The organism is Methylotuvimicrobium sp. KM2 (assembly GCF_038051925.1).
GTDB lineage: Bacteria > Pseudomonadota > Gammaproteobacteria > Methylococcales > Methylomonadaceae > Methylotuvimicrobium.
Genome location: NZ_CP150634.1, coordinates 4,663,701 through 4,687,266 on the forward strand (window position 1 = coordinate 4,663,701; position 23,566 = coordinate 4,687,266).

The window sequence follows — 23,566 nt, forward strand, 5'->3', positions numbered from 1 at the left end:
AGTTCCTAATTGTTGTTATTTTTTGGCTTCGTGTGTTTTTCTATAAACCTAACGTTCATGAAGGCGCGGTCACTCGCCCGACAGGACGCCGTGAACCCAGCACCTAAATTATCAAAGATAGTTAATCATAGCCAATGGGCTATGGAATTTAGGTGCTGGGTGAATACGTCCGTGTAGGCTCGACGGCGGCTCCCTGCCGCCGACGCCTGTCGGTCGAGCAACCGCACCATCTTCGGAACCGGCATTATTTTTCATATCGAAAAATTAGATCAGGAGTCCGAATCCACGAACTTTCACAGTAAAAAGAGCGCTTAGAATTTGATATAGACCGTTCATGCCAAGCCCTAGTCTCTAAAACTATCATGATTACTTAGAACCTTCAGCCAATTTACTTTGGCTTAGAGCTCCCGCCCGGGTCCCGTTAGGCCGCGCCGAGCACTGACGATTTTGCCGAGAATAGCCCGCCAGGGGAGCGGCAGGGATGCCGCTCGTTTTCGGAGGGCTAGGGATAGCCCTTCCGAAAACCCTCGGCAAAATCGTCAGCGCGCAGGATACAGCGGCCTCCGGGTGTCTTTTCTTTTGGATACTTTTCTTTGGACAAGCAAAGAAAAGTATCGCGGCTGTCGGTCCGCGAACCGACTCCACATAAACGTCGCGATAGCGACACAAAACCTTGTCTGGACTTCAAATAGGCTGAAGCTTATACGTAATCAGGAAAACTATGGCATCGACAAGGTATCAGGCAACTTCGATGGTTTATTTAACGATGCGGTAACACGGTTTATATGTCTTGCCGGGCAGCTTCATGCGTTGTTGATTGACAAACGCGCTCAACAATTCGTCTACCGGCCCCATGATTTCGGCATCTCCTTTAATCTCGAAATGGCCGTGCTGTTCTATCGCTCTAATTCCATCATCTTTAACGTTGCCGGCGACTATACCGGAAAACACCCGGCGCAGATTCGCGGCCAAACGATGACTTTCCTGATCTTTATGCAATTTCAGGGCGGCCATGCTTTGGTGGGTCGGAGTGAAGGGTTGTTGAAACTCGGGGCTGATTTTTAAACCCCAGTTAAAATAATAAGCGTCTTCGCGCTGCTGGCGAAATTCGCGCACCCGCTGCATACCTTCTTTCATATCTCGCGCGACCCGGGCCGGATCGTCGATAATGATTTTGTAACGTTGTTGCGCGGCCAGACCTAAGGTCTCGCCTATAAAACGGTTGATTTGCTTGAAATATTCCTCGGTGTTTGCCGGTCCGGTAAAGATTAGCGGAAACGGAATGTCCTTGTTGTCGGGATGCAGCAAAATGCCCAATAAATATAATATTTCCTCGGCCGTACCGACTCCTCCCGGGAATACGACGATACCGTGGCCGGCCCTGACGAAGGCTTCGAGCCGTTTTTCGATATCCGGCATGATCACCAAATCGTTAACGATCGGATTCGGCGCTTCGGCAGCGATGATGCCCGGCTCGGTAATACCGATATAATGCCCGGTACCGATACGCTGCTTGGCATGACCAATCGTTGCGCCTTTCATCGGCCCTTTCATCGCGCCGGGGCCGCAGCCGGTGCAAATATCCAGTCCCCGCAAGCCCATTTGATAACCAACCACTTTCGAATAATCGTATTCCTCGCGCGAAATCGAATGACCGCCCCAGCAAACCACCAGTTGGGGCAGCTTGCCGGCTTTCAAGATATTGGCATTGCGCAGTATATGAAAAACCGAATTGGTCACGCCTTCGGAGCTTTGCAAATCGAATTTCGGGTTATCGTTGATCTCGTCGCTGACATAGATAATATCGCGTAAAACGGCAAACAAATGTTCTTTGATGCCTTTGATCATGTGGCCGTCGACGAATGCGGTGGCCGGTGCGCCTTTTACTTCGAGTTTGATGCCTCGCTCTTCCTGAATAACTCGGATTTCAAAGGATTTGTAGCGTTCGAGCAGTTCCTTGCCGTCATCCATATAATTACCGCAATTCAACACCGCGAGCGAGCAATTGTGTAGTAAACGGTAAAGCCCGCCTTGACTGGTATCGAGTAATTTGTTGACTTCGGTTTTGGACAAAACGGCCAAGTGGCCGGCCGGAGAAATTCTTGCGTCTACGACATCGTGTTTCATATTTTCCTTAGGATGTGCTGCGGTGTTCTTAAAATATAGTCCATAGGCTATGGCTAATTGTCTTGGATAATTCATCCAACACCTAACTGAACCATGATTTCTGTATCATAGCCAAATACCTATGGATTTTAGGTGCTGGGTCTTCGACGGTCACCCCGGAGCCTCTGCCTCTGTACACTAATGCCAAAACTTGAAGTCCGAGAGGTATACCAAAAAATCAGTGGCGGTGGCTCAGCATATGGGCTGCGCGAATTTACCGAATCAATCACCGTTATTCTTGTTTTCGCTGCTTATTTCTTGTTCGGGTATTTCGTTTTCAACTGGCGTCTGCCCGGCATTAAGCGTGCGTAGTTCTTTTAAAATGGATCGCAAAATACGCGTTTGCCGGTCTTGCTTCGCTTTGATACCAAACACGGCAAACGGCAGTAATGTCCATAACATAACCAGTAGAATTAGCACAACCAAGCCGGCTATATGCAATTGAGGTAATAAATCAGTCATCGTTTATGTCGGGGTTAATCGTCAGGAAGTGTTTATCGTAGGCTAATCGGTTAAATCCGGCATTTTTAATTCGCATCATTCATGTTTATCAAAGCCTCGATCAATAAACGCAATTTATTTTGAATGATACGGGTATTTTGCGGCCCCATTCTGAGCATTTGTTTTTGAACGGGACTAAGCGCTTCCAGATCCTTATCGGCAAATTGATACAATACCGACGGTTTCACCAGTGCAATTCGCGTTTCGACGATCGGTGCCGATAAAATTTCGGCGCCTGCTTTTTTGATCAAGTCCTCTAATCGATAACTGTCCGGATAACCGAATTGTGCAAAGACTTCTTGGCAAAGCGGCCTGATTTCTTGATAAAGCGCCAAAATATCATGGACGTTGATCGAATCGATTGCTTCGGCGAACGCGTTATAACGCTGATAACTTTTGGACGGAAGATAAAGTCCTTGTGGGTCTTCCTCGGCAATGAACGGTTCACCCAAGCTGAGCCAGCGCATATGCTTATGAAGGCGCTGACCTTGAGAAAAGTCGTTGATAATCAGAATAATCTTACGAATCTGTTCGTCCGATCTCAACCAGTAGGCAAGTTCAGGCGATAACTCGGTCAATTTTTCGTCGATAAAGCCGTCGCTTTCTTTAAGACTGGGTACAACTGTAGGCGCCGTTTCTTCTGTATCGGCTTGTTCGATATCTTTTTTTAACTCGTTATCCGACAAAAAATCGGGCACTAATGTCTCATCAAGTTTTGTTGCCGAGGGAACCGGCAACTCATAAGTTTCTAAACCTACATCAGATTCAATCGTCTGCGTCGAACGCCAATATAGCCATGCGCCCCCGGCAATAATTAATAGCAGTATTAACAAGAAAACGATCATTCCGATCGGTTTTCTTCGTTGATACAAATCATAGCGTCCCATGTTCTCCCCCTTTTATCATTATGTATTTTCATCTCAGGAATACTTCGAATTGGCATATTTTCGTCAAACACAACTCGAAATTCCCGGATAGCAGACGTTTTTTGCGGGTAGCCTATCAAATCCCTAGTCTTTCATGGAAACGTCATCGAACGGTTAACAAGTTGTAACATTATCCCGGTAGTTTAGCCGCCATGTACCGTTTTTGGGATCTATTGCAATGAAACTACATTACCGTTCCATTTGGATATCCGACACGCATTTAGGCACCCGGGGTTGTAAAGCCGAATATTTGCGCGACTTTCTCGATCATACCGAATCCGATTATTTGTATTTGGTCGGCGACATCATCGATTTTTGGAAATTCAAAACCGGCGCTTATTGGCCGATGCTGCACAGCGATATCGTACAGCGCATCATCAATAAAGCGCAAAACGGCACCCGGGTGATCTATATTCCGGGCAACCACGACGAAATATTTCGCAAGCATGCCGGCATGCATTTCAACGGCATCGATATTCAACTGAATGCTGTCCATACCACCGAAGACGGCCGTAAATTTTTGGTTTTGCACGGCGATGAGTTTGACAGCATCGTCTGTCATAACAAAAGCCTAGCCTATATCGGCGGTGAAGCCTATGAAGTCTTGTTGCTGGTCAACCGCTGGTTCAATGCCGTCCGCACTCGATTGGGCTACAAATATTGGTCTTTGTCCGCGTTTTTAAAACACAAAGTTAAAAACGTAGTCAGCTTTATGACCAATTATCAGCACATTTTGAGCCTTGAGGCGCAAAAACGCAAAGTGGACGGCATTATTTGCGGCCATATTCATCATGCCGATATCGCTACGATGGAATTCGGTAAAACTTATTGCAATTGCGGCGATTGGGTCGAAAGTTGCACCGCGCTAACCGAGGATGAGCACGGAACACTCAGTATCGTACGCTGGCTCGAAGATAGCCATGTATTGCTCGATGATGCCGTCAGCGAAGCCACCGGACTTGCGCAAGCGGCATAATCAGTGCTCAAAAAAACCATTCTCATGTCGGTCGGCGGCACTGTCTTTGCCGCCGGGCTCATCCTTTTTCCGTTACCGGTTCCGCTGGGTCTGCCGACCATGGTCATCGGCTTGTCGATCATGCTCAAGGCGTCGAACCAAATCAAACGTACCATTATCAGACTCTTCAAGAAAAACCGCCATAGTTCACACGTCTGGCGCAAGGGTCGCGCTCTACGCCGCAAGGTTCGTTAATGCCATCTCAGTTCGGCTTGCTGTCATCAAATCTTAAACAAATCTTCATCTAATTGTCACAGAGCAGCCTTAAGCTTCGCCCAGCAATTAAGGATTTGGTCGTAAATAACTTCCCTATTTTACGGAGGGCTCGGTAACTCGATTGGCGGGTGTCGGCGGCAGGGAAAGCCGCCGTCAAGCCTACAAGGACGTATTCACGGCGTCCTGTCAAGCGAGTTAGCGAACCCTCAACATAGCTCATAGTTCCCGGACGTTGCTTATCACGAAATCCTAAGGAGCAAAACATCAATGGAAAATCGATGATTTTCACCGCCTTACGCTGTCGCGGTCGACGCGTATGGCAACTAACGAGGGCAAGACTATGAAACTAATTTATTCGATCCACAAATGCGACGTATTCATGTTTACCTGGCTGAATAACGTGAGCATACACACGCATCTGGTTCGTCTCTGCCGTTATATTTCGAAAACCGGCGACGGCATACTTTATGTGTTAGCGGCCGCGTGGCTGTATTGGGAAAGTGGTAGCGAATCGCCGCTGTTTAAAGCCATGGCCCTAGCGTTTCTCATAGAACGTCCGATTTATTTTGTTCTCAAAAATAGTTTTAAACGTAATCGTCCGCAAGCGGCATTGGAAAATTTTCGTAGCGCCATTATTCCTTCGGATCAATTCAGTTTCCCGTCCGGACATACTTCCGCAGCCTTCATGATGGCGACCTTAATTGGTTTTTTCATACCGGTCTTATTGATTCCGCTTTATCTATGGGCGGCATCGGTCGGTTTTTCACGCGTGGTACTGGGCGTGCATTTCCCAACCGATACCTTAATGGGCGCCGCAATAGGCGTCGGCACAGCAATTTTCAGCTTGGATTACTTATTAATATTTTATGGAGTACAGGGCACCGGTAACGGACACATCACCCGCACCAGAGTCATGGCGAAAGAACTTTACGCCCAAGGTTTTGAGGTTACGTTTCAATTCAGCGGCCGTTCCGCCGACAAATATTTCGACATGGAAGTGTTTAACGGTTATCAGCTTAAAGAAGGACTAACCTTCAACACCGAAAAAGGGCAAGTCAATTACCTCAAAACCGCATTGCAAGCCCGGCCGATTCGTTTCATTAGAGATGTCAATACTCTGGATTTAAAGGGTTATGATCTGGTGATAAGCGACTTCGAGCCGGTGACGGCCTGGGCCGCCAAAAAGCAAAAAATACCGGTACTCGGTATCGGCCATCAGTATGCATTCAACCATAAAATTCCTAAAACCGGCTCGGATCCGATCGCCGACCAAGTGATGAAATATTTCGCTCCAGCCGACCAAGGCATTGGCTTGCATTGGCACCATTTCGGCCAGCCGATTCTACCGCCTATCATTGAAACGCCGGAATTTCCCAAGTCGATCGTCGATCGTAAAATCATAGTCTATCTGCCGTTCGAGGATCAAAACGAAGTCATCAAGTATTTGTGCCCATTCGAAAATTTCGAATTTCATATTTACGCGCCGCAACCTGTTGAATCGAGATATCCTCATATTATGTGCAAGCCGCTATCGCGTGACGGATTTCAAAAAGACTTGTACGATAGCGCCGGCATCATTAGTAATGCCGGTTTCGAGCTGGCCAGCGAATCGCTGCAACTCGGTAAAAAAATTCTCGCCAAACCCCTGCACGCGCAAATGGAGCAAATTTCCAACGCTGCCGCGCTCGAACAACTCGGCTATGGCCATACGATGTTCGACATGGATGTCGCCGTCATCGAAAACTGGCTGCACAATCCGCATGCGGTACGCATCACTTACCCGAATGTCGCCAAAATTATCGTGCAATGGATAAAAGACGGCATGCCGGAATTGGACATGGCATTTACCGAAGGGGTATGGGACGGCGTTGACGTATTGCAAACCAAGCCCATTAATACAAGATAAAAGCAAAACGCACTTTAGTCCTGTAATCGAACGTTTTGACCGAAACACAAATAGGGTCAGGTTCTGAGGTATCCCCACGAAATAGCCAAATAAAACAATTTGCTATGGCTGAAAATTGATAGATATATTGATTTTTATCATCGTTCCTAAGCTCTGCGTGGGAATGCATCCCGGGACGCTCTGCGTCCCCAAAGGTCGATAATCCCGACAAGAACAACGATACATTCTCTGCAGTTTCTTAATCCGATTGCCTGCCGCAGTCGACGCAGAGCGTCTAAAGCGGCATTCCCACGCAGAGCATCACTGCCATTAAGTTAAGCCTTTTCTGGTTCCCACGGTCCTCCATGGGAATCCGTACCTTGGCTGTCGAAACCAGATCGGTATGCGTTCCCACGCTGGAGCGATGGGAACGAGGAAAAATCTCCCCCAGCCACTCTTAGGCGAGTAAAACTCCAAGGACCTTAACTTAATGGCATTGACGCAGAGCATGGGAACGATCGTTTTGTGGGGATACATCAGAACCGGCCCCCCTTTTTCTGGAAAACCCTTGAAAAAATTTCAAGCGCCCCTAAATTCGTGATGATTTGAATCTAGTCGAGAATAATTATCGAACTTCATATCCGAACGCCTATAGCGATTGCCATGTGTTTACTCAAGGATAATCCAAAACGCGCGCCGCGCCCTCCTCCTTCTTGCCCGATTCTTCGCGCTCGTTGAACAAACGGGGCACCGACAAAATTAATTAACCATCAACGGAGAACACCATGCTGGAAGTCAGCCAATTAACGCGCTGCTACGGCGACTTTGTCGCGGTCGACAAGGTCGGCTTTAGCATCGGTCAAGGCGAGATCGTCGGATTACTGGGCCATAACGGCGCCGGCAAGACCACGATCATGAAAATGCTGAGCGGCTATCTCGAACCGAACGCCGGCGAGATTCGCATCGATGGCATCGATTTGCCGCTGAACACAAAGCTCGTGCAGCAAGACATCGGCTATCTGCCGGAAAACCTGCCGGTCTATCAGGAAATGATCGTCGCCGATTATCTCGATTACGCCGCTGAGCTCAAAGGTTTGCAGGGCGATTTGAAATATTCCGAAATGAAACGCGCGATCCGCGCCACCGAGATCGGCCCGAAACTGCTTTCCCCTATCGCGACGCTGTCGCGCGGCTACAAACAACGTGTCGGCATCGCGCAGGCGATACTCGGCAATCCGAAATTGTTGATTCTCGACGAGCCTACCAACGGTCTCGATCCGACGCAGACCGAACACATGCGCCAATTGATCCGCGAACTGGCGAAAACCGCGACGGTGATTCTGTCGACGCACATCATGCAGGAAGTCGCGGCCCTGTGCGACCGTGTGTTGATCGTCCGGGGCGGCAAGCTAGTCGTGGACGCACGCCTCGACGAATTGCGGCACAGCAATTTCGTGTTGCTGTCGACATCGCTCGAGCCCGACGAACTCGTCGAAACGATCAAAACCCTCGACGGCGTCTCGGACAGCCGGGAAATCAACCCTAACGGTCAAAAGCCCCGTCACTATCGCTTGCAAATCAATGAAAACGCGGACCGCAATGCCGTTTTGTCGAGTCTCGCGAAAGCGATCGTCTCGAAAGGCGCCGAACTGTACCGCCTGCAGTCCGAGCAGCGCGATCTTGAAACCCTGTTCAGAGAGGTCAGCGAGGCACCCACGAACGCCTCGTCAACGGAGGAATTGAGCCATGCAGCCTGATGTCCGACACAATCCATTGATACGCCGCATCGCCGCGAAAGAGATCACGCTGTTTTTCGCGTCGCCGATCGCCTATTTGTTTCTAGGCAGTTTCGCGGCTGTGACCTTGTTCATCTTTTTCTGGGGCGAGGCGTTTTTCTCGCGCAACATCGCCGACGTACGGCCGCTGTTCGAATGGATGCCGGTCTTGTTGATCTTTCTCGCCAGCACTTTGACGATGCGGTTGTGGAGCGAGGAACGACGCACCGGCACGCTGGAGCATGTCTACACGCAGCCGGTGCCGTTGTGGCATTTCGTCGCCGGCAAGTTTTTGGGCTGCCTGGGCCTGCTCGCGGTCGCGCTGCTCGTGACCCTGCCGCTGCCGTTGACGGTATCGCTGCTTGCGGAACTGGACTGGGGACCGGTCTGGGCCGGCTATCTCGCGACCTTCTTGCTCGGCGCGGCCTACTTGAGCATCGGCCTGTTCGTATCGGCGCGCAGCGATAACCAGATCGTCAGCCTGATCAGCTCGGTGCTGGTCTGCGGCTTTTTCTATCTGCTCGGCACGCGCGTCATCACCGATTTCTTCGGCACGCAGGCCGGCGAATGGCTGCGCCTGATCGGCACCGGCGCGCGCTTCGAATCGATCACGCGCGGCGTCATCGACTTGCGCGATCTCTATTACTATCTGAGCCTCATCGCTGTCTTTCTGACGCTGAACACCTTCGTACTCGAACGCGAACGCTGGGCGACCGGCGAAAGCACGCCGCATCACAGACTCTGGCGCACATTGTCGGTCTTGCTGCTCGCGAACGCGCTGGCCGGCAACCTGTGGTTGGGCCAATTGAAATCGTGGCGCGTCGACGTGACCGAGGGCAAACTCTATTCGATCTCCGGCGTCACCGAAAACTATCTCGGACAATTGCGCGAACCCTTGCTGCTGCGTGCGTATTTCAGCAGCAAGACGCATCCGTTGTTGTCGCCGCTGGTCCCGCAACTGCGCGACTTGCTGCGCGAATATGAAATCGCCGGACGCGGCAAGGTGCGCGTCGAAATCATCGATCCGGCCGCGCATCCCGAACTCGAAGAAGAGGCCAACCGGAAATACGGCATACAACCGGTGCCGTTTCAAGTCGCCGACCGCTATCAGTCGTCTATCGTCAGTTCGTATTTCAACGTGCTGGTGCAATACGGCAGCGAATATCAGATTTTGAGCTTTCGCGATCTGATCGAAGTCAAGCAACGCGGCGAAACCGAGCTCGACGTGAGACTGCGCAATCCCGAGCACGATCTGACGCGCGCGATCAAAAAGGTGCTGACCGCCTATCAATCGGGCGGCAATTTGTTCGATACCGTCAAGGGTGATCTGACCTTTACCGGCTATGTCTCGGACGATGCGGCGCTGCCCAAGCCGCTCTCCGAATTCCGGCAAACGGTCGAAAAAGTCGTCGACAAATTCAAGTCCGATTCCGGCGGAAGTCTGACCGCGCTCTTCATCGACCCCGAAGCCGACGGCGGTAAGGTCGCCGAACAAATCGCGAAGGATTACGGTTTTAGACCGATGGCCGCGAGTCTGTTCGCCGATCGGGGCTTTTACTTCTATTTGACGCTCGCGAAAGACGACCAAATCGTGCAAATTCCGCTCGAAGACATGACCGAAGCGGGTTTCGAACGCAGTCTCGAAGCCGGTATCAAGCGTTTCGCGAGCGGCTTCACGAAAACCGTCGCGCTAGTCGCGCCGCAAGGCGGTCAGGCTTTCGGCCAATTCGGCATGGGCGGTCCGCAATTCGAACAGCTCGAAGCATTTCTCGGCACCGATCTCAATGTGCGCAGCGAAGACTTGAGTTCCGGCGCGGTTTCCGCCGAAGCCGACGTGCTGATGCTGGCCGCGCCTCAAGAACTCAACGAAAAACAACTGTTCGCGGTCGACCAATTCCTGATGCAAGGCGGTACCGTGATCGCGGCGACCTCGCCGTACAGCGCAAACCTGAGCGCGCGCCAATTGAGCCTCGCGCCATATGGCAGCGGCTTGAAGGATTGGCTCGAACATCAAGGTCTGAGCATCGCCGACAAACTGGTCATGGACCCGCAAAACGCCGCCTTTCCGGTACCGGTCGCGCGCACGGTCGGCGGTTTCATGGTTCAGGAATTGCGCATGCTCGATTATCCGTATTTCATCGACATTCGCGGCAAGGGCTTGAACCGGGAGCATCCGGTGACCGTCGACCTGCCGCAACTGACGCTGCCATGGGCATCGCCGATCACGGTCGACAACGAAAAACAGCAGGGCCGCACCGTGACCGAATTGATGCGCAGTTCCGACAAAGCCTGGCTGTCGTCATCGATGGACGTGATGCCGAAGCTCGGTCCGGACGGTCAGACGAATTACCGGCCTGAAGGCGAAACCGGCTCGCATCTGCTCGGCGCGGTCGTATCGGGACGGTTCGACTCGTATTTTGCCGGCAAGGACTCGCCGTTGTTGGCCAAATCCGACGATGCTCAAGCCGGCGGCGAAAAAACCGAGAGCGACATGCAACCGGTCGTTTCCGGTGTGATCGAACGTTCGCCCGAATCGGCGCGCATCGTGCTGATCGCCTCGAACGACTTCCTGCAGGATCAGGTCGTCCGCATGACCGGCGCCGCAAGCGGCAGCGAATATCTGAACGGTCTGCAACTGGCCGCGAATACGGTCGAATGGGCGCTCGACGACGATGCCGGCCTGTCGGGCATTCGCTCGCGCGGACATTTCAACCGCACGCTGCCGCCGATGGAACGCGGCGTTCAGTTGTTCTGGGAATATCTGAATTACGCCCTCGCGGCCCTCGCGCTGGTCGCGGTCGCATTGATTCAGCGGCAGCGTAAAAAAGCGCGGGAACAAGCCTATCTGCAACTTTTGACCGATTAATTCGAGCCAACGGAGAATTCGATATGTCAAAAACACATTACTGGCTGGGCGGCCTGCTGGCCTTCCAGCTCATTTTGGCGGCGGTCGTTTTTTGGGCCGGCGGACCGAGCCTGGGCGATCCGCGCCAAGGACCGCTGTTCGATTTTCAAGCGGAGACGATCGACAAGATCGTGCTGAGCGACAGCGAAAACAGCATCACGCTCGCGAAACAGGACGGCCGCTGGCAGTTGCCGGAGCTCGAACAATTGCCGGCTCAATCCGGCAAAATCGAGGACCTGCTGTCGAACCTGGCCTCGTTCGCGCCGAACTGGCCGGTCGCGACGACCGCGGCGAGCCTGAAACGTTTCGAAGTCGCCGACGACAGCTTTCAGCGCCGCATCCAACTATACAACAGCGAATCCTTGACCGACGAAGCCCTGCTCGGCACTTCGCCGGGTTTTCGCAAGAGCCATATCCGTAAAAAAGGCGACGATGCGATCTATACGATCGCGCTGAACAGTTTCGAACTGCCGGTCAGAAGTCAAGACTGGCTCGATAAATCGTTGCTGAGAGCCGGCGAAATCGAACGCATCGAAGGCGCTGATTTCGCGATCGAAAAGGCCGAAGCACTGTGGCGATTCGCAACGGGCGAAGGCGCGCCAAGCGGCGAATTGGACCAAGACAAAACGCTCAAATTGGCCACGGCGCTCGAAACCCTGCAAATCGACGGCATCGCCGACAAAGCACCCGAACAGGAAGTCAAAACGCTGAAAGTCAAGGACAAGAACGGCGAGTGGATCTACCGGTTCGTACAGGACGGCGACGACTATTACGTCAGCCGCAACGATCGAAAAACGGTGTTTACGATAACCAAGTTCGATTACGATCGAATCGCTGGCGTCGTTTCGGCGCAGTTGTTCAAGGAAAAGCCGCAGGCCGAGCAGGAGGCCAAAGAGGAGGAACCAAAAACGAACGGCCAGCAACCGGCTCAGTAAAGGTAAAAGCGGGCTTCGGCCCGCTTTTTTATGTCTGATTGTTCAAAATCCATCTAAATTCTCATGTCCGTTGGGTATATTTGCTCTCTGCCGTCGAGCGTCTTGAGCTTGACACCGAAAATATTACCGTCTAAAGTCAGCGGACTATCGATATATAAACACCTCGATCTAAATTTGCAGTCAATCGTGAATTTTCGAGGCAAATATGCTCGATTTTTCAATTCAAAAGCGCCTAAAAAAATGGTAACGGCTACTTGTAAACTGATTTGTCCAAGATTACATAGCCGGGCACTTTAGGAGCCTGTTCATATGTCACCGCTTGAAGCCAAGAAAATCATTGACGCGCTTGCTAATGGTATTGATCCTGAGACTGGAGAAATACTGTCCGAGCAAAGCACGTTCAACCGTCCTCAGGTAATCCGCGCACTCTTTGTCGCCATTAAAGCCCTTGACAGTGCGGCAAAGCGCGTTGAGCGCACCAAGTCGTTACCCGACAATGCCGGCCGCTCTTGGTCCGAGAAAGAAGACCAAGAGCTTCTTACTCTTTTCGACTCACGCGTCCCAATCAAAGATATCGCACAAAAACACGGCCGCACTCAGGGAGCAATTGCTGCTCGCCTTGTCCGCCTTGGTCGAATCAAGAACCGAGCTGATGCACTAATATGAAAAGGGGGTCAATAATTCAACCTACCTCTTTTTCCTTTTTATGCCTCGGCAGCCAATGCCTTTGATCGAAGCTTTGGTGTTTTGACTTCGATATTCAACGTTGAAAATCCCGCCCCGCTATCATCGCTTCGACATAGCCGGTTCTGATCACGAAGTCGCCGAAACGTTCGCCGGCTTGGCGATCGTCGGCATAATGCCGCAGTAACGGTGTTAATTCAGCCAGAATCTGCTCCTCATTGATATTTTCCCGATATAGCTTGTTCAAGCGCTGACCCTGAAATCCGGCGCCTAAGTACAAATTGTATTTGCCCGGCGCCTTGCCGACCAGGCCGATTTCACCGAGAAAAGGGCGGGCGCAGCCGTTTGGGCAGCCGGTCATGCGCAGCAAAATCGGGTCGTTCTCCAGGCCAAACCGTTGCAGGAGCGGCTCCAGTTTGTCGAGGAAAGCCGGCAGATAACGTTCGCTTTCGGCCATCGCCAGGCCGCAGGTCGGAAAGGCTACACAGGCCATCGCATTCAAGCGTAACCCGCTTTGCTGTCCTGGTTCTATAAAACCGTATTGGCGCAGCAGCGATTCGATTACCGGTTTGTTGTGATCGCTGACCTTGCCGATGATCAGGTTCTGGTTCGGTGAAATCCGAAAGTCGCCGTCATGGACCTTGGCGATTTCGCGTAGCCCGGTCATGACGGGCGCATCTTCGTCGGCGATACGGCCGTTCTGGATGAACACGGTGTAATCCCAGGTGTCGTTGACGCCCTTGATCCAACCGTAGCGGTCGCCCGAATATTCAAACGTGTATTCTCTCGGCGCTTCCAGTTGCCAGCCTAGGCGACGATTCAATTCGAATTTGAACCAGTCGACGCCGCGGTCGTCGATGGTGTATTTCAGCCGCGCATGCTTGCGGTTGGTTCTATCGCCGAAGTCGCGCTGGATCTTGACGATTTCTTCGGCGACTTGCAGTGTCTTATGCTTGGGGCAGTAGCCGATCACGTCGGCCAAACGCGGATAGGTGTTCGGCTCTCCGTGGGTCAGGCTCATGCCGCCGCCGACCGTGACATTGAAACCGACCAGACGGTCGTTCTCGGCGATTGCGATGAAGCCTAGATCGTTGGCGAAAATATCGACATCGTTGGCGGGCGGCACCGCGATTGCGGTCTTGAATTTACGCGGCAGATAATGTTTGCCGTAGATCGGTTCCTCGTCCTGGCGGCTGGAATCGATCAGCTTTTCGTCCAACCAGATTTCATGGTAGGCGGTCGTTCTCGGGGTCAGGTGATCGTTGATGCGGCGGGCATATTCGTAGGCTTCCCCGTGCAACCGGGATTGTTCCGGCACCGGGCTGCACATGACATTGCGGTTGACGTCGCCGCAGGCGGCGATGGTGTCGAGCAGCGAGACGTTGATTTCGGCGATACTGCGTTTCAGGTCGCGTTTAAGGATGCCGTGGAACTGAAGCGCCTGGCGCGTGGTCAAGCGTATGCTGTCGTTGCACCAGGTAGTGGCGATACGGTCCATCTCCAGCCACTGCGCCGGCGTGCAAATGCCGCCGGCGACTCGGACCCGAACCATGAATTGGTAATGCGGTTCCAGCTTTTGTTTGCGCCGTTCGTCGCGCAGGTCGCGGTCGTCCTGCTGATAAATGCCGTGAAACTTGGATAGTTGAGTGTCGCTATCGGTCAGCGCGCCGGTCAACGGGTTATTCAGGCTTTCCACCAGGCTGCCGCGCAGATAATTGCTGGCATCCTTGATGCGTTCCACTTCGACCCGTTTGTTCAATTCTTCCTCAGACACGTCGGTCATTTTTGTATCCTCGTTAATAAATGTCACGCTGATAGCGTTTTTCTTTCTGTAAGGTTTTCACATAGTGTTCCGCCGCATCGCGGTTCATGCCGCCTTCACGCTCGACCAGACCTAGTAGGGTCTCGTGCACGTCGCGGGCCATGTGTTTTTCGTCGCCGCAGACATAAAGATAAGCACCTTCCTGCAGCCAGGCATATAGGTCGCGGCTGTTTTCCAGCATCCGCTGTTGCACATAGACTTTCTCGGTCTGGTCGCGGGAAAAGGCGACGTTCATTCGCGTCAGCAAGCCGTTTTTTAGATAACGCAGCCATTCGCTTTGATAGAGAAAATCGGTCATGAAATGCTGATCGCCGAAAAACAGCCAGTTCTTGCCGTTGGCGCCGACAGCTTCGCGTTCCTCGACAAAGGCGCGGAACGGCGCGATACCGGTGCCCGGACCGATCATGATGATCGGCGCGCTGGGGTCGCTCGGCAGCTTGAAATTTTTGTTGTGATCGACATAGACCGGTATCGTGGTTTCCGAGCCGATACGGTCGGCCAGGAAGGTTGAGCAGACGCCATGACGGCGGCGGCCATGACTTTGATAGCGGACCGTTGCAACGGTCAGATGCACTTCATCGGGGTGTTGTTTCAGACTCGAGGCGATCGAATAGAGGCGCGGCGGCAATTTGCGCAGGCTATCGATGAAATCTTGCGGATTCAAATCGGCGCAGGGAAAATCGGTGATCAAATCGATGATTTCGCGGCCATATAAATAATCGGCCAAGTCTTGCTTATGCGCCTCGTCAAACAGACCTTCCAGCTTGGGGTTGTTATTTAGAGCGGCATATTTTTGCAGCATCGGCCGGGTCAAGGTCGTGATTTCATAGTCGCAAAGTAGGGCGTCATACAATGTACGGTCTTTGCCGTCGCTGCTGACCGTGTCATCCCCGTTAAAATGCAGGATTTCGAGCAGCTCTTCGACCAATTCCGGCGCATTGCTAGGGTAGATGCCAAGGGCATCGCCGGGTTCATAGCTTAAACCGGAACCCTCCAGCGACAATTCATAATGGTGGGTTTCCTTGTTCGAGCCGCGCCCGTTCAACACGACGTCATCCAACAACACGGCCGGGAATGGGTTTTTGCGTGAATACGGAGATAGGGCGGCGGTATTAGCCGTGGCCGGGGTCAGGCCCGTTTCCTCAGAGACACTCATCGTGCGCTGGCTTAATAAGCTCAGCACCGAAGTCATCCAGTCTTCCGCTGCCGCCTCGTAATCGACATCGCAATCGACCCGCTCGAACAGCCGCGTCGCTCCGAGTTCTTCCAGGCGTTGATCGAAATCGGCGCCGGTCTTGCAGAAAAATTCATAACTGGTATCGCCCAACGCCAGCACTGAGAATTGGGTGTGTTTTAATGACGGCGCCCGTTTGCTGAATAAAAAGTCATAGAGATCTCGGGCATTATCGGGTGGATCGCCTTCGCCATAGGTGCTGACGATCACTAGCAAATACTTTTCAGTCTTCAGTTGCGGCGCCTTATAATCGCCCATATCCTTGATCACGGCTCGCAGACCTCGCTCGGCGGCTAGGTCATGGACTTGTTCGGCCAGCTCTTCGCAGTTGCCGGTTTGCGAACCGACCAGAATGGTGATTTCGTCGGCTGTTGCCTCATGGGAGGTGGCGCTTACCGTCGATGACAATTGCGAGGTCAGATAACCGGCTACCCAGGCCTTTTGTTCCGACGTCAGCAGGGATGAAAACTGTCGGAACAACCTATAACGTTCCTCGTCTAACGGCGTTTGAGATTGTTCGGGGAAGGTATCACGCATAAATATTTTCCTTATACAGTAGGGCTGAATAGTTGTTAACTATTGAAAAGTCCCATGTCTACCGACAGAAGTCTATCCACATTTGGCCCTGATTGAACAGATTCAGTATTAAGTCGGATGCTAATAACCAAGCATTTTACTCAGCAACTATCATTAAAGCTAGTTTCCTTCCGTTGAGAACATTAATCCAGCTTCCGCTTCGTATAATTAGCTTTTATTTTTTGATCGTCGTGGTATAGAGGAAATAAGGTTTGGCTATTTTTCGTGACAAATAATGACGACACCAAAATTCTCAACGAAAGTCAGATGTTTCCATGATGGCGACTGCCCTATATGCAAAGCAGAAGTTAAGGCGATGAAAAGACTCGATCGAGACGACACGATTGAATGGGTTGATATAGTCCGCGACCAGGCAGCTCTCGATAGCGCCGGAATCCGTTATAAACGAGCGATGGACCGTATCCATGTCATCGACGAAAACAGGCAGTTGCAAACCGGGGCGCGCGCATTCTTGGTTCTGTGGAAGCGTTTGCCCTATTATCGCCGATTGGCTGTCGTGGTCGAAACGCTTCCTGGATTCTTGCCTCTGATGGAATGCGCTTACCGCCTATTTGCCTATTATCGTCTGCCGTTGACCGGAAAACGGCGCATCGACGAAAAAACTTAATTCACAATTAATTTTTTGGTTGAACTAATAATTCAACTTGACCCCTTTTAGACCTAGCACCTAAATTGACCATAATATTAAATCATTGCCAATGACCTATGGAGCTTAGGTTCCGGGCCTGTCAAGCGAGTCACCGAACCGCCGCAAAGCTTGCTACTTGTAGCAATTATTTTGTGCACATTCCTTAGCTAATTTTTGAGTATAAAAGGAGTAGCCTGTAGTATAAGCAGCAATAAAGTGTTCACATATCAAATTTCGGTTTTTTATCCCTCATCCTAGCCTTCTCCCGGAGGAAGAAGGTATTGAAGTGCCGAAATTTGATGTGCGAGAGGTATAATTTTCAATATTGCACAAATTTTATTGAGCTTACTTTTTCGCATCGTTAAGTTTTTCCCTATGGTGCGGCAGAAAAAGCTCCAAACCCCGAGAGAAAATCGTCGGACTTTCGCAAAGTTCGGAGTCAATCATTCAACACAACCAGAATCCTCGAAATGCGTTATCGTGCCGAAATAGACGGCTTGCGAACTGTTGCTGTCGTTCCAGTCATATTATTTCACGCCGGATTTGAATCATTCAGCGGAGGCTTTGTCGGCGTAGACATATTCTTCGTCATTAGCGGTTACTTGATTACCTCCATCATTTTGGAGGAACTCGAACAAGACAAGTTCAGCATCGTCAACTTTTATGAGCGCAGGGCACGAAGAATATGGCCCGCCTTGTTTGTCGTCCTGTTCGCCAGCTTGCCCTTTGCTTGGTTATGGTTACTGCCGCAAGACATGAAAAACTACTCGCAAAGTCTAGTGGCTGTTTCCGCATTTGCGTCGAATCTATTGTTTTGGCAGACGAGCGGTTACTTCGACGCGACCGCTGAGTTAAAGCCGTTGCTTCATACATGGAGCTTGGCTGTTGAAGAACAATATTACCTCTTTTTCCCGCTATTTCTGCTGTTTATTTGGCGCTTAGGTAAACATTGGGTTTTGATAACGCTTTCGATTGTTGCCGTTTCCAGCTTAATCGCGGCCCAGTGGGGCTCAACCGCAAAACCACTGGCCACATTTTATTTATTACCGACTCGGGCATGGGAACTACTAATGGGCGCTTTTATTGCGTCTTATGCTTCCAGAGAGAGCAAGCCCAGGCTCACTAGAACACTAAGAGAAATCGGCGCCGTTTTCGGGTTATTGCTAATTGCCTATGCAATCTTCGGTTTCGATGAGGAAAAGCCTTTTCCAAGCCTGTACGCTTTGGTTCCGACAATCGGCGCTGCTCTAATTATTACATGCGTAACGCAACAAACGCTAGCCGGAAAATTTCTTGGCAATAAGTTATTTGTCGGTATTGGATTAATCAGCTATAGCGCCTATTTGTGGCATCAACCTTTATTTGCTTTTGCTCGGCATAACAGTCTCGATGAACCGAATAAACTTACGCTCGGCATGTTATCCGCCGCCGCAATAATGCTGGCGTACTTAACTTGGAAATATGTCGAAAATCCATTTAGAAACAAGCATTTTTTTAGCCGTAAGCAACTATTTACAACCGGCGCCATTGTTAGCTGTGTATTTTTTATATTCGGCATCACAGGGCATTTCATGAAAGGCTTTTACGAGCGCATGTCTTTAACTCATCTTCCAAAAAACTATTTGGCCAATACCTGGATCGAGCACCGGCCCATAAATAGTCTCAATGGTGCGGCATGCGTTTCCGAGCGCGCTAGCCTTTGCAAGAGAACCGACCGACCCGATTCAAAAAAAATACTATTAGTTGGCGATTCTCATAGCGCCGACTACTCCACTAAATTCATGGATTTGGTTTTAGCCAACGATTTAGAGGCCTGGCAAATTTCTGTGGGGGGATGCGCCTTTATTGAGTCACACTTTGCAAGACACCAAAACGAATGCGGGAAAGCACGGAAATTATTAGAACGCTCTGTTGAAGATATCGGTTTTGATTTCATAATCTTTATCAGCGCGATGAACGCACACATCGCCAATCTTCCGCCTGCCGAAGTCGATAACAATATTGAATCATTGGCCGATTTGCTAGATCGTTTCATGGATAGCGGAGCCAAAGTATTTTATTTTACTTCACGCCCCTATTTTAACTACAAGCCAACCAAGGCGGCTGTTCTTAATAAGATATCGAGAGTGAAAGCACTTAGACATGCAAGCCACAAAAAGTTAAAAAATAAAATACAAACAATCGCTGAGGCCGATAATTTCGTAATTTTCAATCAAGCTTTAACACTAATTAATTCCGCTTGCGGACGGCTAGATTGTTTTAATGGACATTCCGAATCGATGTTGCCGTTATACAGGGATACCAATCATCTCACGACTCTTGGTGTTAGAAAAGTGTTCTCCGACTTTGTAGCGCAATCAGAGTCAGGCCGATGGCTTTAATTCAAGTGTAATTATTCACACCCCCTATCGTTCGCTCGCTCCGGCGCGGGAATAAAGACCGAGAGGCTCTAGCGTCTCGTACCGCTGGAGCGGTACTCAGGCGTTCTCACGCAGAGCGCTCATCGTTATACATAAGTCAAAAATTACCGTTTTGCAATTTTAGCTAATGAGGCCTCGATACCATTTTTTGTCGACCAACGTTCCCGACTTAGAAATCGCGATCTGGGGATCGCTCCCACAGAGCATCCGCCCCCTTGTGGGAGCGACGCCTTCGTCGTCCCTCACCTAACGCTAGGTGAGGGAAAGCCACTAATGTTCAATATCCGTAGATTTATTAAACAGCACCGTTCCCAGGTATACGATGACCTCTGTTTAGTATGTTTACCGATACTTGTGTATAACGGCGAGCGCAGAGCGCTACAGCGCTATAAATCCCCCCCAGACAAGGCAGCATTCGATGTGTTCTCACACTCGATAGCGCTTCGCCATATCGCGCAATGACACGGCTTTGATTTTACCCGCGTGCCCTGCCGAGCCGAACGCTTCGTAGCGCGATTGGCAGAGCGCTTGCATTGCATCCCTAGCCGCCTGATATATCTTACGCGCGTCCAGTTCAGATACGTTGGCCGGGTCGGCGACATAGCGGCGAATCGCGCCTGTTGAGGCCATGCGCAGATCGGTATCGATATTGATCTTGCGGACGCCGTATTTTATGCCTTCGACGATTTCATCGACCGGCACGCCATAAGTTTGCGTAATGTCGCCGCCGTATTCGTTGATGACTTTCAGCCAGTCTTGCGGCACCGAGCTCGAACCGTGCATGACGAAATGGGTATTCGGCAGGCGCTGTTGCAATTCGTGTAAACGGCTAATCACCAGCACCTCGCCGGTAGGCGGTTTGCTGAATTTATAGGCGCCATGACTGGTGCCGATGGCGACCGCCAACGCATCGACTTGCGTTTGCTCGACGAATTCGACCGCTTCGTCGGGGTCGGTCAACAAGCGATGCGTCGTCTGTCCGGTTTTGTTTTCCAACGAACCCAGGCAGCCGATTTCGCCTTCCACGGACACGCCGCAGGCATGCGCCATCTTCACGACGGTGCGCGTCACGTCGACGTTATAGTCGAAAGAGGCCGGCGTTTTCATGTCTTCCAACAAGGAACCGTCCATCATCACCGAGCTGAAGCCCGATTGAATCGCCTGGGCGCAGATGTCCGGAGTGGGAGCGTGGTCCCGGTGCATCACGACCGGAATATGCGGGTATTGTTCGACGGCGGCCAGAATCAAATGGCGCAAGAAGACTTCGCCGGCATAACGGTTGGCACCTGCCGAGCCTTGCATGATCACGGGACTGTCGCAGGCATCGGCCGCTTGCATGATGGCCTGGACCTGCTCCATGTTGCTGACGTTGAATGCGGGAATACCGAAGCCGTGGTCGCCGGCGTAATCCAGCAGTTGCCGTAATGAGACTAAAGCCATGAACGGTTCTCCTTCGATTTGTTTTTGATTCCGGTTAAGTGCTGACATCAACGTCTGCGGGAAAGGAGGCGAGTTTAATTGTTAAATCAACCCGCCCACTTTTGATTTATACCTTTCGCACTTCAAATTTCGGCAGTGTCTTAGGAGGCGCCGGGGTGCTCGATCCCTCACCTAACGCTAGGTGAGGGACCAGCATGGAGCTGGCATAGAGTATCTACATGGACGTATTCACCCAGCACCTAAATTCCATAGCTCATTGGCTAGGATTAATTGTCCGGGATAATTTAGGTGCTGGGTTCACGGCGTCCTTTGACGGGCACCCCGGTGCCGAATTTTGATCTCCGATAGGTATAGTTGAAAATACTCCGTCAACTCAGCGCCGGGTTATGCTCGATTTGATAAATATAGCGCACCAGCGTTTCCTGTTCCGCGTGGTCCTTAAACCAACCGTTTTCGGCCATGCGAGCCTCGCACAGAAACGCGTTGCCTTCGGCGTCGAAATCGGCTCTGAGATTGTGCGAGTATTCGTAGTTTTTGATCCAGTGATTGCGCACGTTCGTCGTGAAGTCGTGCTGCATGTAATCGCTCGATAAACTTTTCAACACTTGATCCATGCGCGTATGCCCGGGGTTCAAAATCGATTCGGGATCATGGTCTTCCTTGACCTGAAATGCCGCTACTATCATGCGTCCGCCGGGCTTCAGCTTCGCGTTAAGTTTGCGCAACGTCGCTCCGTAATCGCCCATGAAATAGATCGAATCGATCGCTACGATAACGTCGTAATCGCCACCCGGCAGGTCGTCGTGAATCAGATCGACGCAGTGAAAATTCAGCATATCACGCTTGTCTTCGGTTCTGCGTAACGCCTGACCGACCGCGACATCGGCATAATCGAGGCCGAGTATCTCGCAACCGGCTTGCTCGTGAAGCTGCTCGGTAATATGGCCGTTAGAACAGCCGATTTCCATGACTTTCTCACCCGGTTTGAGCATCGCGGCCAAAAACGCCATTTCGTCGACATCCATCATGCCGTGCTGGCACAAATCGCGGCCGTATACCGCTTCGCAGAAACGCGCATGCGTCGGACTCTCCGCCGCGCGCCGGAAATATTCGTTGTACCACGCCTTCGAAAACATCTCCGCCTGCCCCCTATCGGCGGTGTGGCTCATCAGTTCGTTCATCGTTTGTTCCATGCTGCTTTCGCCTCTCTAAATTTGGGAATGAAAATAGGCTGCAGGCCGTTAAAATTTGAAAAACGGCCATTCCGGTTCGAGTCCGAGCAATATTTGTCCGACCGATTCGAACTTGCTCGCGTTCAGAAAACCGTGCTGAGTAATGACATGAATGTCCCGAAAATGCCGCGCGAAACCGTAGTCCTCGCGAATGCCGGAAGCGCCGGCGATCTCGTGAATCAAGTCGACCGCCTGCGCGCATTCGAGCACGGCATGGGTCGAAGCGAGCTGTAACTTGCCTTTCATTTGCAGCGTGATCGCTTTGCCGGCAAGCGCTGCCTGCCAGGCTTCGTCGAATGCGCCGAAAAAGTAAGCGCGGCTCGCGCCGAGTTTCGCTTGGGCCTGCGCCAGTTGGGATTGGACGATGCTTTGCTTAATCAACGTCGTCGAACCGTATGCCGGTATTTTATTGCCGATCAAACCGAGCGCCTCGTCGATCGCCGCGCGTGTAATGCCGAGCGCCGGCGCGACCAATGCCGCGATCGCGGGCCAAATCGTCAACCGGTACAACGGGCCGGTATAAGCGCTGCCGGGATTGCGCAGCGGCCCCCACGGCGCGGCCCAATGTTCGGGGATGAAAACGTCGTCGACTTCGACATCATGACTGCCGCTGCCGCGCATGCCCATCGTGTTCCAATTGTCGACGATCTTGACCTTGTTGGCCGGAACCGCGATCAAACGCGTATCGGGCATGCCGCTCGAATCGACGCGCAGCGTATCGCCGTCGTGCACGTTAGCGAAGCCGAGAAACACCGTCGCATGATACGCACCGCTGACGAACGACGTGCGCCCCGAAATTCGATAGCCGCCGTCGACCGGAACGGCCTTGCGCGCCGGATTGAAGGCGCCGACCGGAATCGCATCGCGCCCGAAGATTTCCCGCGCGGCCCGGTCGCCGAACCACGACGCGAACAGATCGTGCGCGGCGGCGATTTGCAGATTCCAGCCGGCCGCGCTGTCGATGCGCGAAACGGCCTCGATGATGCGGAAACCGGATACCGGATCAAGCTCGAAACCGTCGAAAACTTTCGGCCGCCACATCCGGTACAAACCGGCCTGTTGCATCGCCCGAGCGACCGGTTCAGACATTTTCCGCTCGCGCTCGGCCGCATCGGCATATTTACGAATGATCGGCGATATGTCTCGAACGGCTTCGAGTAGGGTTTCAGTCGCTGTCATTGATAT

General features: G+C 51.7%; 18 protein-coding genes and 1 pseudogene. 10 read left to right on the plus strand and 9 right to left on the minus strand.

The window, feature by feature from the left end; translation table 11 throughout:
• Positions 1–111 precede the first annotated feature (111 nt).
• From WJM45_RS19710 to WJM45_RS19725, 4 genes are all read right to left on the minus strand, one after another.
• Complete coding sequence (locus WJM45_RS19710; RefSeq protein ID WP_341326723.1) at positions 112–255, minus strand: hypothetical protein; 144 nt, start codon at positions 253–255, stop codon at positions 112–114.
• A gap of 501 nt (positions 256–756) precedes the next feature.
• The gene (ppnN, locus tag WJM45_RS19715; RefSeq protein WP_341326724.1) at positions 757–2,127 is read right to left on the minus strand and encodes a nucleotide 5'-monophosphate nucleosidase PpnN; all 1,371 of its coding nucleotides are present in this window, start codon (positions 2,125–2,127) and stop codon (positions 757–759) included.
• Positions 2,128–2,388: 261 nt separating this feature from the next.
• Positions 2,389–2,628: a hypothetical protein gene (locus WJM45_RS19720; RefSeq protein WP_341326725.1), complete on the minus strand. Its 240-nt coding sequence runs from the start codon at positions 2,626–2,628 to the stop codon at positions 2,389–2,391.
• A 65-nt stretch (positions 2,629–2,693) separates the two neighbouring features.
• Positions 2,694–3,554, minus strand: a complete 861-nt coding sequence (locus tag WJM45_RS19725; protein ID WP_341326726.1) for a DUF3014 domain-containing protein — start codon at positions 3,552–3,554, stop codon at positions 2,694–2,696.
• 217 nt (positions 3,555–3,771) lie between these two features.
• Here WJM45_RS19725 and WJM45_RS19730 point away from each other — a divergent pair, with 217 nt between their 5' ends.
• From WJM45_RS19730 to WJM45_RS19765, 8 genes and pseudogenes are all read left to right on the plus strand, one after another.
• Positions 3,772–4,569, plus strand: a complete 798-nt coding sequence (locus WJM45_RS19730; protein ID WP_341326727.1) for a UDP-2,3-diacylglucosamine diphosphatase — start codon at positions 3,772–3,774, stop codon at positions 4,567–4,569.
• A gap of 3 nt (positions 4,570–4,572) precedes the next feature.
• Positions 4,573–4,803 (plus strand): hypothetical protein, encoded by a 231-nt coding sequence (locus tag WJM45_RS19735; RefSeq protein ID WP_341326728.1) that lies wholly within the window; start codon positions 4,573–4,575, stop codon positions 4,801–4,803.
• Between the two features lie 550 nt (positions 4,804–5,353).
• Positions 5,354–5,656, plus strand: a pseudogene (locus WJM45_RS19740) (phosphatase PAP2 family protein); the annotation flags it as partial.
• Positions 5,630–6,730, plus strand: coding sequence for an MJ1255/VC2487 family glycosyltransferase (locus WJM45_RS19745; RefSeq protein WP_341328982.1), 1,101 nt, complete (start codon positions 5,630–5,632; stop codon positions 6,728–6,730). The pseudogene WJM45_RS19740 and the gene WJM45_RS19745, both read left to right, overlap by 27 nt.
• 764 nt (positions 6,731–7,494) lie before the next feature.
• Positions 7,495–8,466 (plus strand): ATP-binding cassette domain-containing protein, encoded by a 972-nt coding sequence (locus WJM45_RS19750; protein WP_341326729.1) that lies wholly within the window; start codon positions 7,495–7,497, stop codon positions 8,464–8,466.
• Positions 8,456–11,350, plus strand: coding sequence for a Gldg family protein (locus WJM45_RS19755; protein WP_341326730.1), 2,895 nt, complete (start codon positions 8,456–8,458; stop codon positions 11,348–11,350). Before WJM45_RS19750 ends, WJM45_RS19755 begins: the two co-directional genes overlap by 11 nt.
• Before the next feature lie 23 nt (positions 11,351–11,373).
• The gene (locus tag WJM45_RS19760; RefSeq protein ID WP_341326731.1) at positions 11,374–12,324 is read left to right on the plus strand and encodes a DUF4340 domain-containing protein; all 951 of its coding nucleotides are present in this window, start codon (positions 11,374–11,376) and stop codon (positions 12,322–12,324) included.
• Positions 12,325–12,633: 309 nt separating this feature from the next.
• Positions 12,634–12,990, plus strand: coding sequence for a hypothetical protein (locus WJM45_RS19765; RefSeq protein WP_341326732.1), 357 nt, complete (start codon positions 12,634–12,636; stop codon positions 12,988–12,990).
• A gap of 94 nt (positions 12,991–13,084) precedes the next feature.
• On the opposite strand, the gene cysI is transcribed toward WJM45_RS19765, so the two are convergent.
• The gene (cysI, locus tag WJM45_RS19770) at positions 13,085–14,791 is read right to left on the minus strand and encodes an assimilatory sulfite reductase (NADPH) hemoprotein subunit (protein ID WP_341326733.1); all 1,707 of its coding nucleotides are present in this window, start codon (positions 14,789–14,791) and stop codon (positions 13,085–13,087) included.
• A gap of 13 nt (positions 14,792–14,804) precedes the next feature.
• On the minus strand, positions 14,805–16,601 hold the full coding sequence (locus tag WJM45_RS19775; RefSeq protein ID WP_341326734.1) for an assimilatory sulfite reductase (NADPH) flavoprotein subunit: 1,797 nt from the start codon (positions 16,599–16,601) through the stop codon (positions 14,805–14,807).
• A gap of 274 nt (positions 16,602–16,875) precedes the next feature.
• Between WJM45_RS19775 and WJM45_RS19780 the strand changes: the two genes are divergently transcribed.
• The gene (locus tag WJM45_RS19780) at positions 16,876–17,268 is read left to right on the plus strand and encodes a DUF393 domain-containing protein (protein ID WP_341326735.1); all 393 of its coding nucleotides are present in this window, start codon (positions 16,876–16,878) and stop codon (positions 17,266–17,268) included.
• 491 nt (positions 17,269–17,759) lie between these two features.
• On the plus strand, positions 17,760–19,670 hold the full coding sequence (locus WJM45_RS19785; protein ID WP_341326736.1) for an acyltransferase family protein: 1,911 nt from the start codon (positions 17,760–17,762) through the stop codon (positions 19,668–19,670).
• 465 nt (positions 19,671–20,135) lie between these two features.
• On the opposite strand, the gene fba is transcribed toward WJM45_RS19785, so the two are convergent.
• The 3 genes from fba to WJM45_RS19800 all read right to left on the minus strand — a co-directional run bounded on the left by fba (position 20,136) and on the right by WJM45_RS19800 (position 23,560).
• Entirely contained in the window at positions 20,136–21,149 is a 1,014-nt protein-coding gene (gene fba / locus WJM45_RS19790; RefSeq protein WP_341328983.1) for a class II fructose-bisphosphate aldolase, read from the minus strand.
• 368 nt (positions 21,150–21,517) lie between these two features.
• A complete protein-coding gene (locus tag WJM45_RS19795; protein WP_341326737.1) occupies positions 21,518–22,330 on the minus strand; it encodes a class I SAM-dependent methyltransferase in 813 nt (270 codons plus the stop codon).
• 60 nt (positions 22,331–22,390) lie between these two features.
• Positions 22,391–23,560: an acyl-CoA dehydrogenase family protein gene (locus WJM45_RS19800; RefSeq protein WP_341326738.1), complete on the minus strand. Its 1,170-nt coding sequence runs from the start codon at positions 23,558–23,560 to the stop codon at positions 22,391–22,393.
• Positions 23,561–23,566 lie beyond the last annotated feature (6 nt).

Excerpts from the sequence above, each read along its gene's own strand:
- WJM45_RS19710 (WP_341326723.1), bottom strand. The coding sequence starts at position 255 with ATGAAAAATAATGCCGGTTCCGAAGATGGTGCGGTTGCTCGACCGACA.
- ppnN (WP_341326724.1), bottom strand. The coding sequence starts at position 2,127 with ATGAAACACGATGTCGTAGACGCAAGAATTTCTCCGGCCGGCCACTTG.
- WJM45_RS19720 (WP_341326725.1), bottom strand. The coding sequence starts at position 2,628 with ATGACTGATTTATTACCTCAATTGCATATAGCCGGCTTGGTTGTGCTA.
- WJM45_RS19725 (WP_341326726.1), bottom strand. The coding sequence starts at position 3,554 with ATGGGACGCTATGATTTGTATCAACGAAGAAAACCGATCGGAATGATC.
- WJM45_RS19730 (WP_341326727.1), top strand. The coding sequence starts at position 3,772 with ATGAAACTACATTACCGTTCCATTTGGATATCCGACACGCATTTAGGC.
- WJM45_RS19745 (WP_341328982.1), top strand. The coding sequence starts at position 5,630 with ATGGGCGCCGCAATAGGCGTCGGCACAGCAATTTTCAGCTTGGATTAC.
- WJM45_RS19750 (WP_341326729.1), top strand. The coding sequence starts at position 7,495 with ATGCTGGAAGTCAGCCAATTAACGCGCTGCTACGGCGACTTTGTCGCG.
- WJM45_RS19755 (WP_341326730.1), top strand. The coding sequence starts at position 8,456 with ATGCAGCCTGATGTCCGACACAATCCATTGATACGCCGCATCGCCGCG.
- WJM45_RS19760 (WP_341326731.1), top strand. The coding sequence starts at position 11,374 with ATGTCAAAAACACATTACTGGCTGGGCGGCCTGCTGGCCTTCCAGCTC.
- WJM45_RS19765 (WP_341326732.1), top strand. The coding sequence starts at position 12,634 with ATGTCACCGCTTGAAGCCAAGAAAATCATTGACGCGCTTGCTAATGGT.
- cysI (WP_341326733.1), bottom strand. The coding sequence starts at position 14,791 with ATGACCGACGTGTCTGAGGAAGAATTGAACAAACGGGTCGAAGTGGAA.
- WJM45_RS19775 (WP_341326734.1), bottom strand. The coding sequence starts at position 16,601 with ATGCGTGATACCTTCCCCGAACAATCTCAAACGCCGTTAGACGAGGAA.
- WJM45_RS19780 (WP_341326735.1), top strand. The coding sequence starts at position 16,876 with ATGACGACACCAAAATTCTCAACGAAAGTCAGATGTTTCCATGATGGC.
- WJM45_RS19785 (WP_341326736.1), top strand. The coding sequence starts at position 17,760 with ATGCGTTATCGTGCCGAAATAGACGGCTTGCGAACTGTTGCTGTCGTT.
- fba (WP_341328983.1), bottom strand. The coding sequence starts at position 21,149 with ATGGCTTTAGTCTCATTACGGCAACTGCTGGATTACGCCGGCGACCAC.
- WJM45_RS19795 (WP_341326737.1), bottom strand. The coding sequence starts at position 22,330 with ATGAACGAACTGATGAGCCACACCGCCGATAGGGGGCAGGCGGAGATG.
- WJM45_RS19800 (WP_341326738.1), bottom strand. The coding sequence starts at position 23,560 with ATGACAGCGACTGAAACCCTACTCGAAGCCGTTCGAGACATATCGCCG.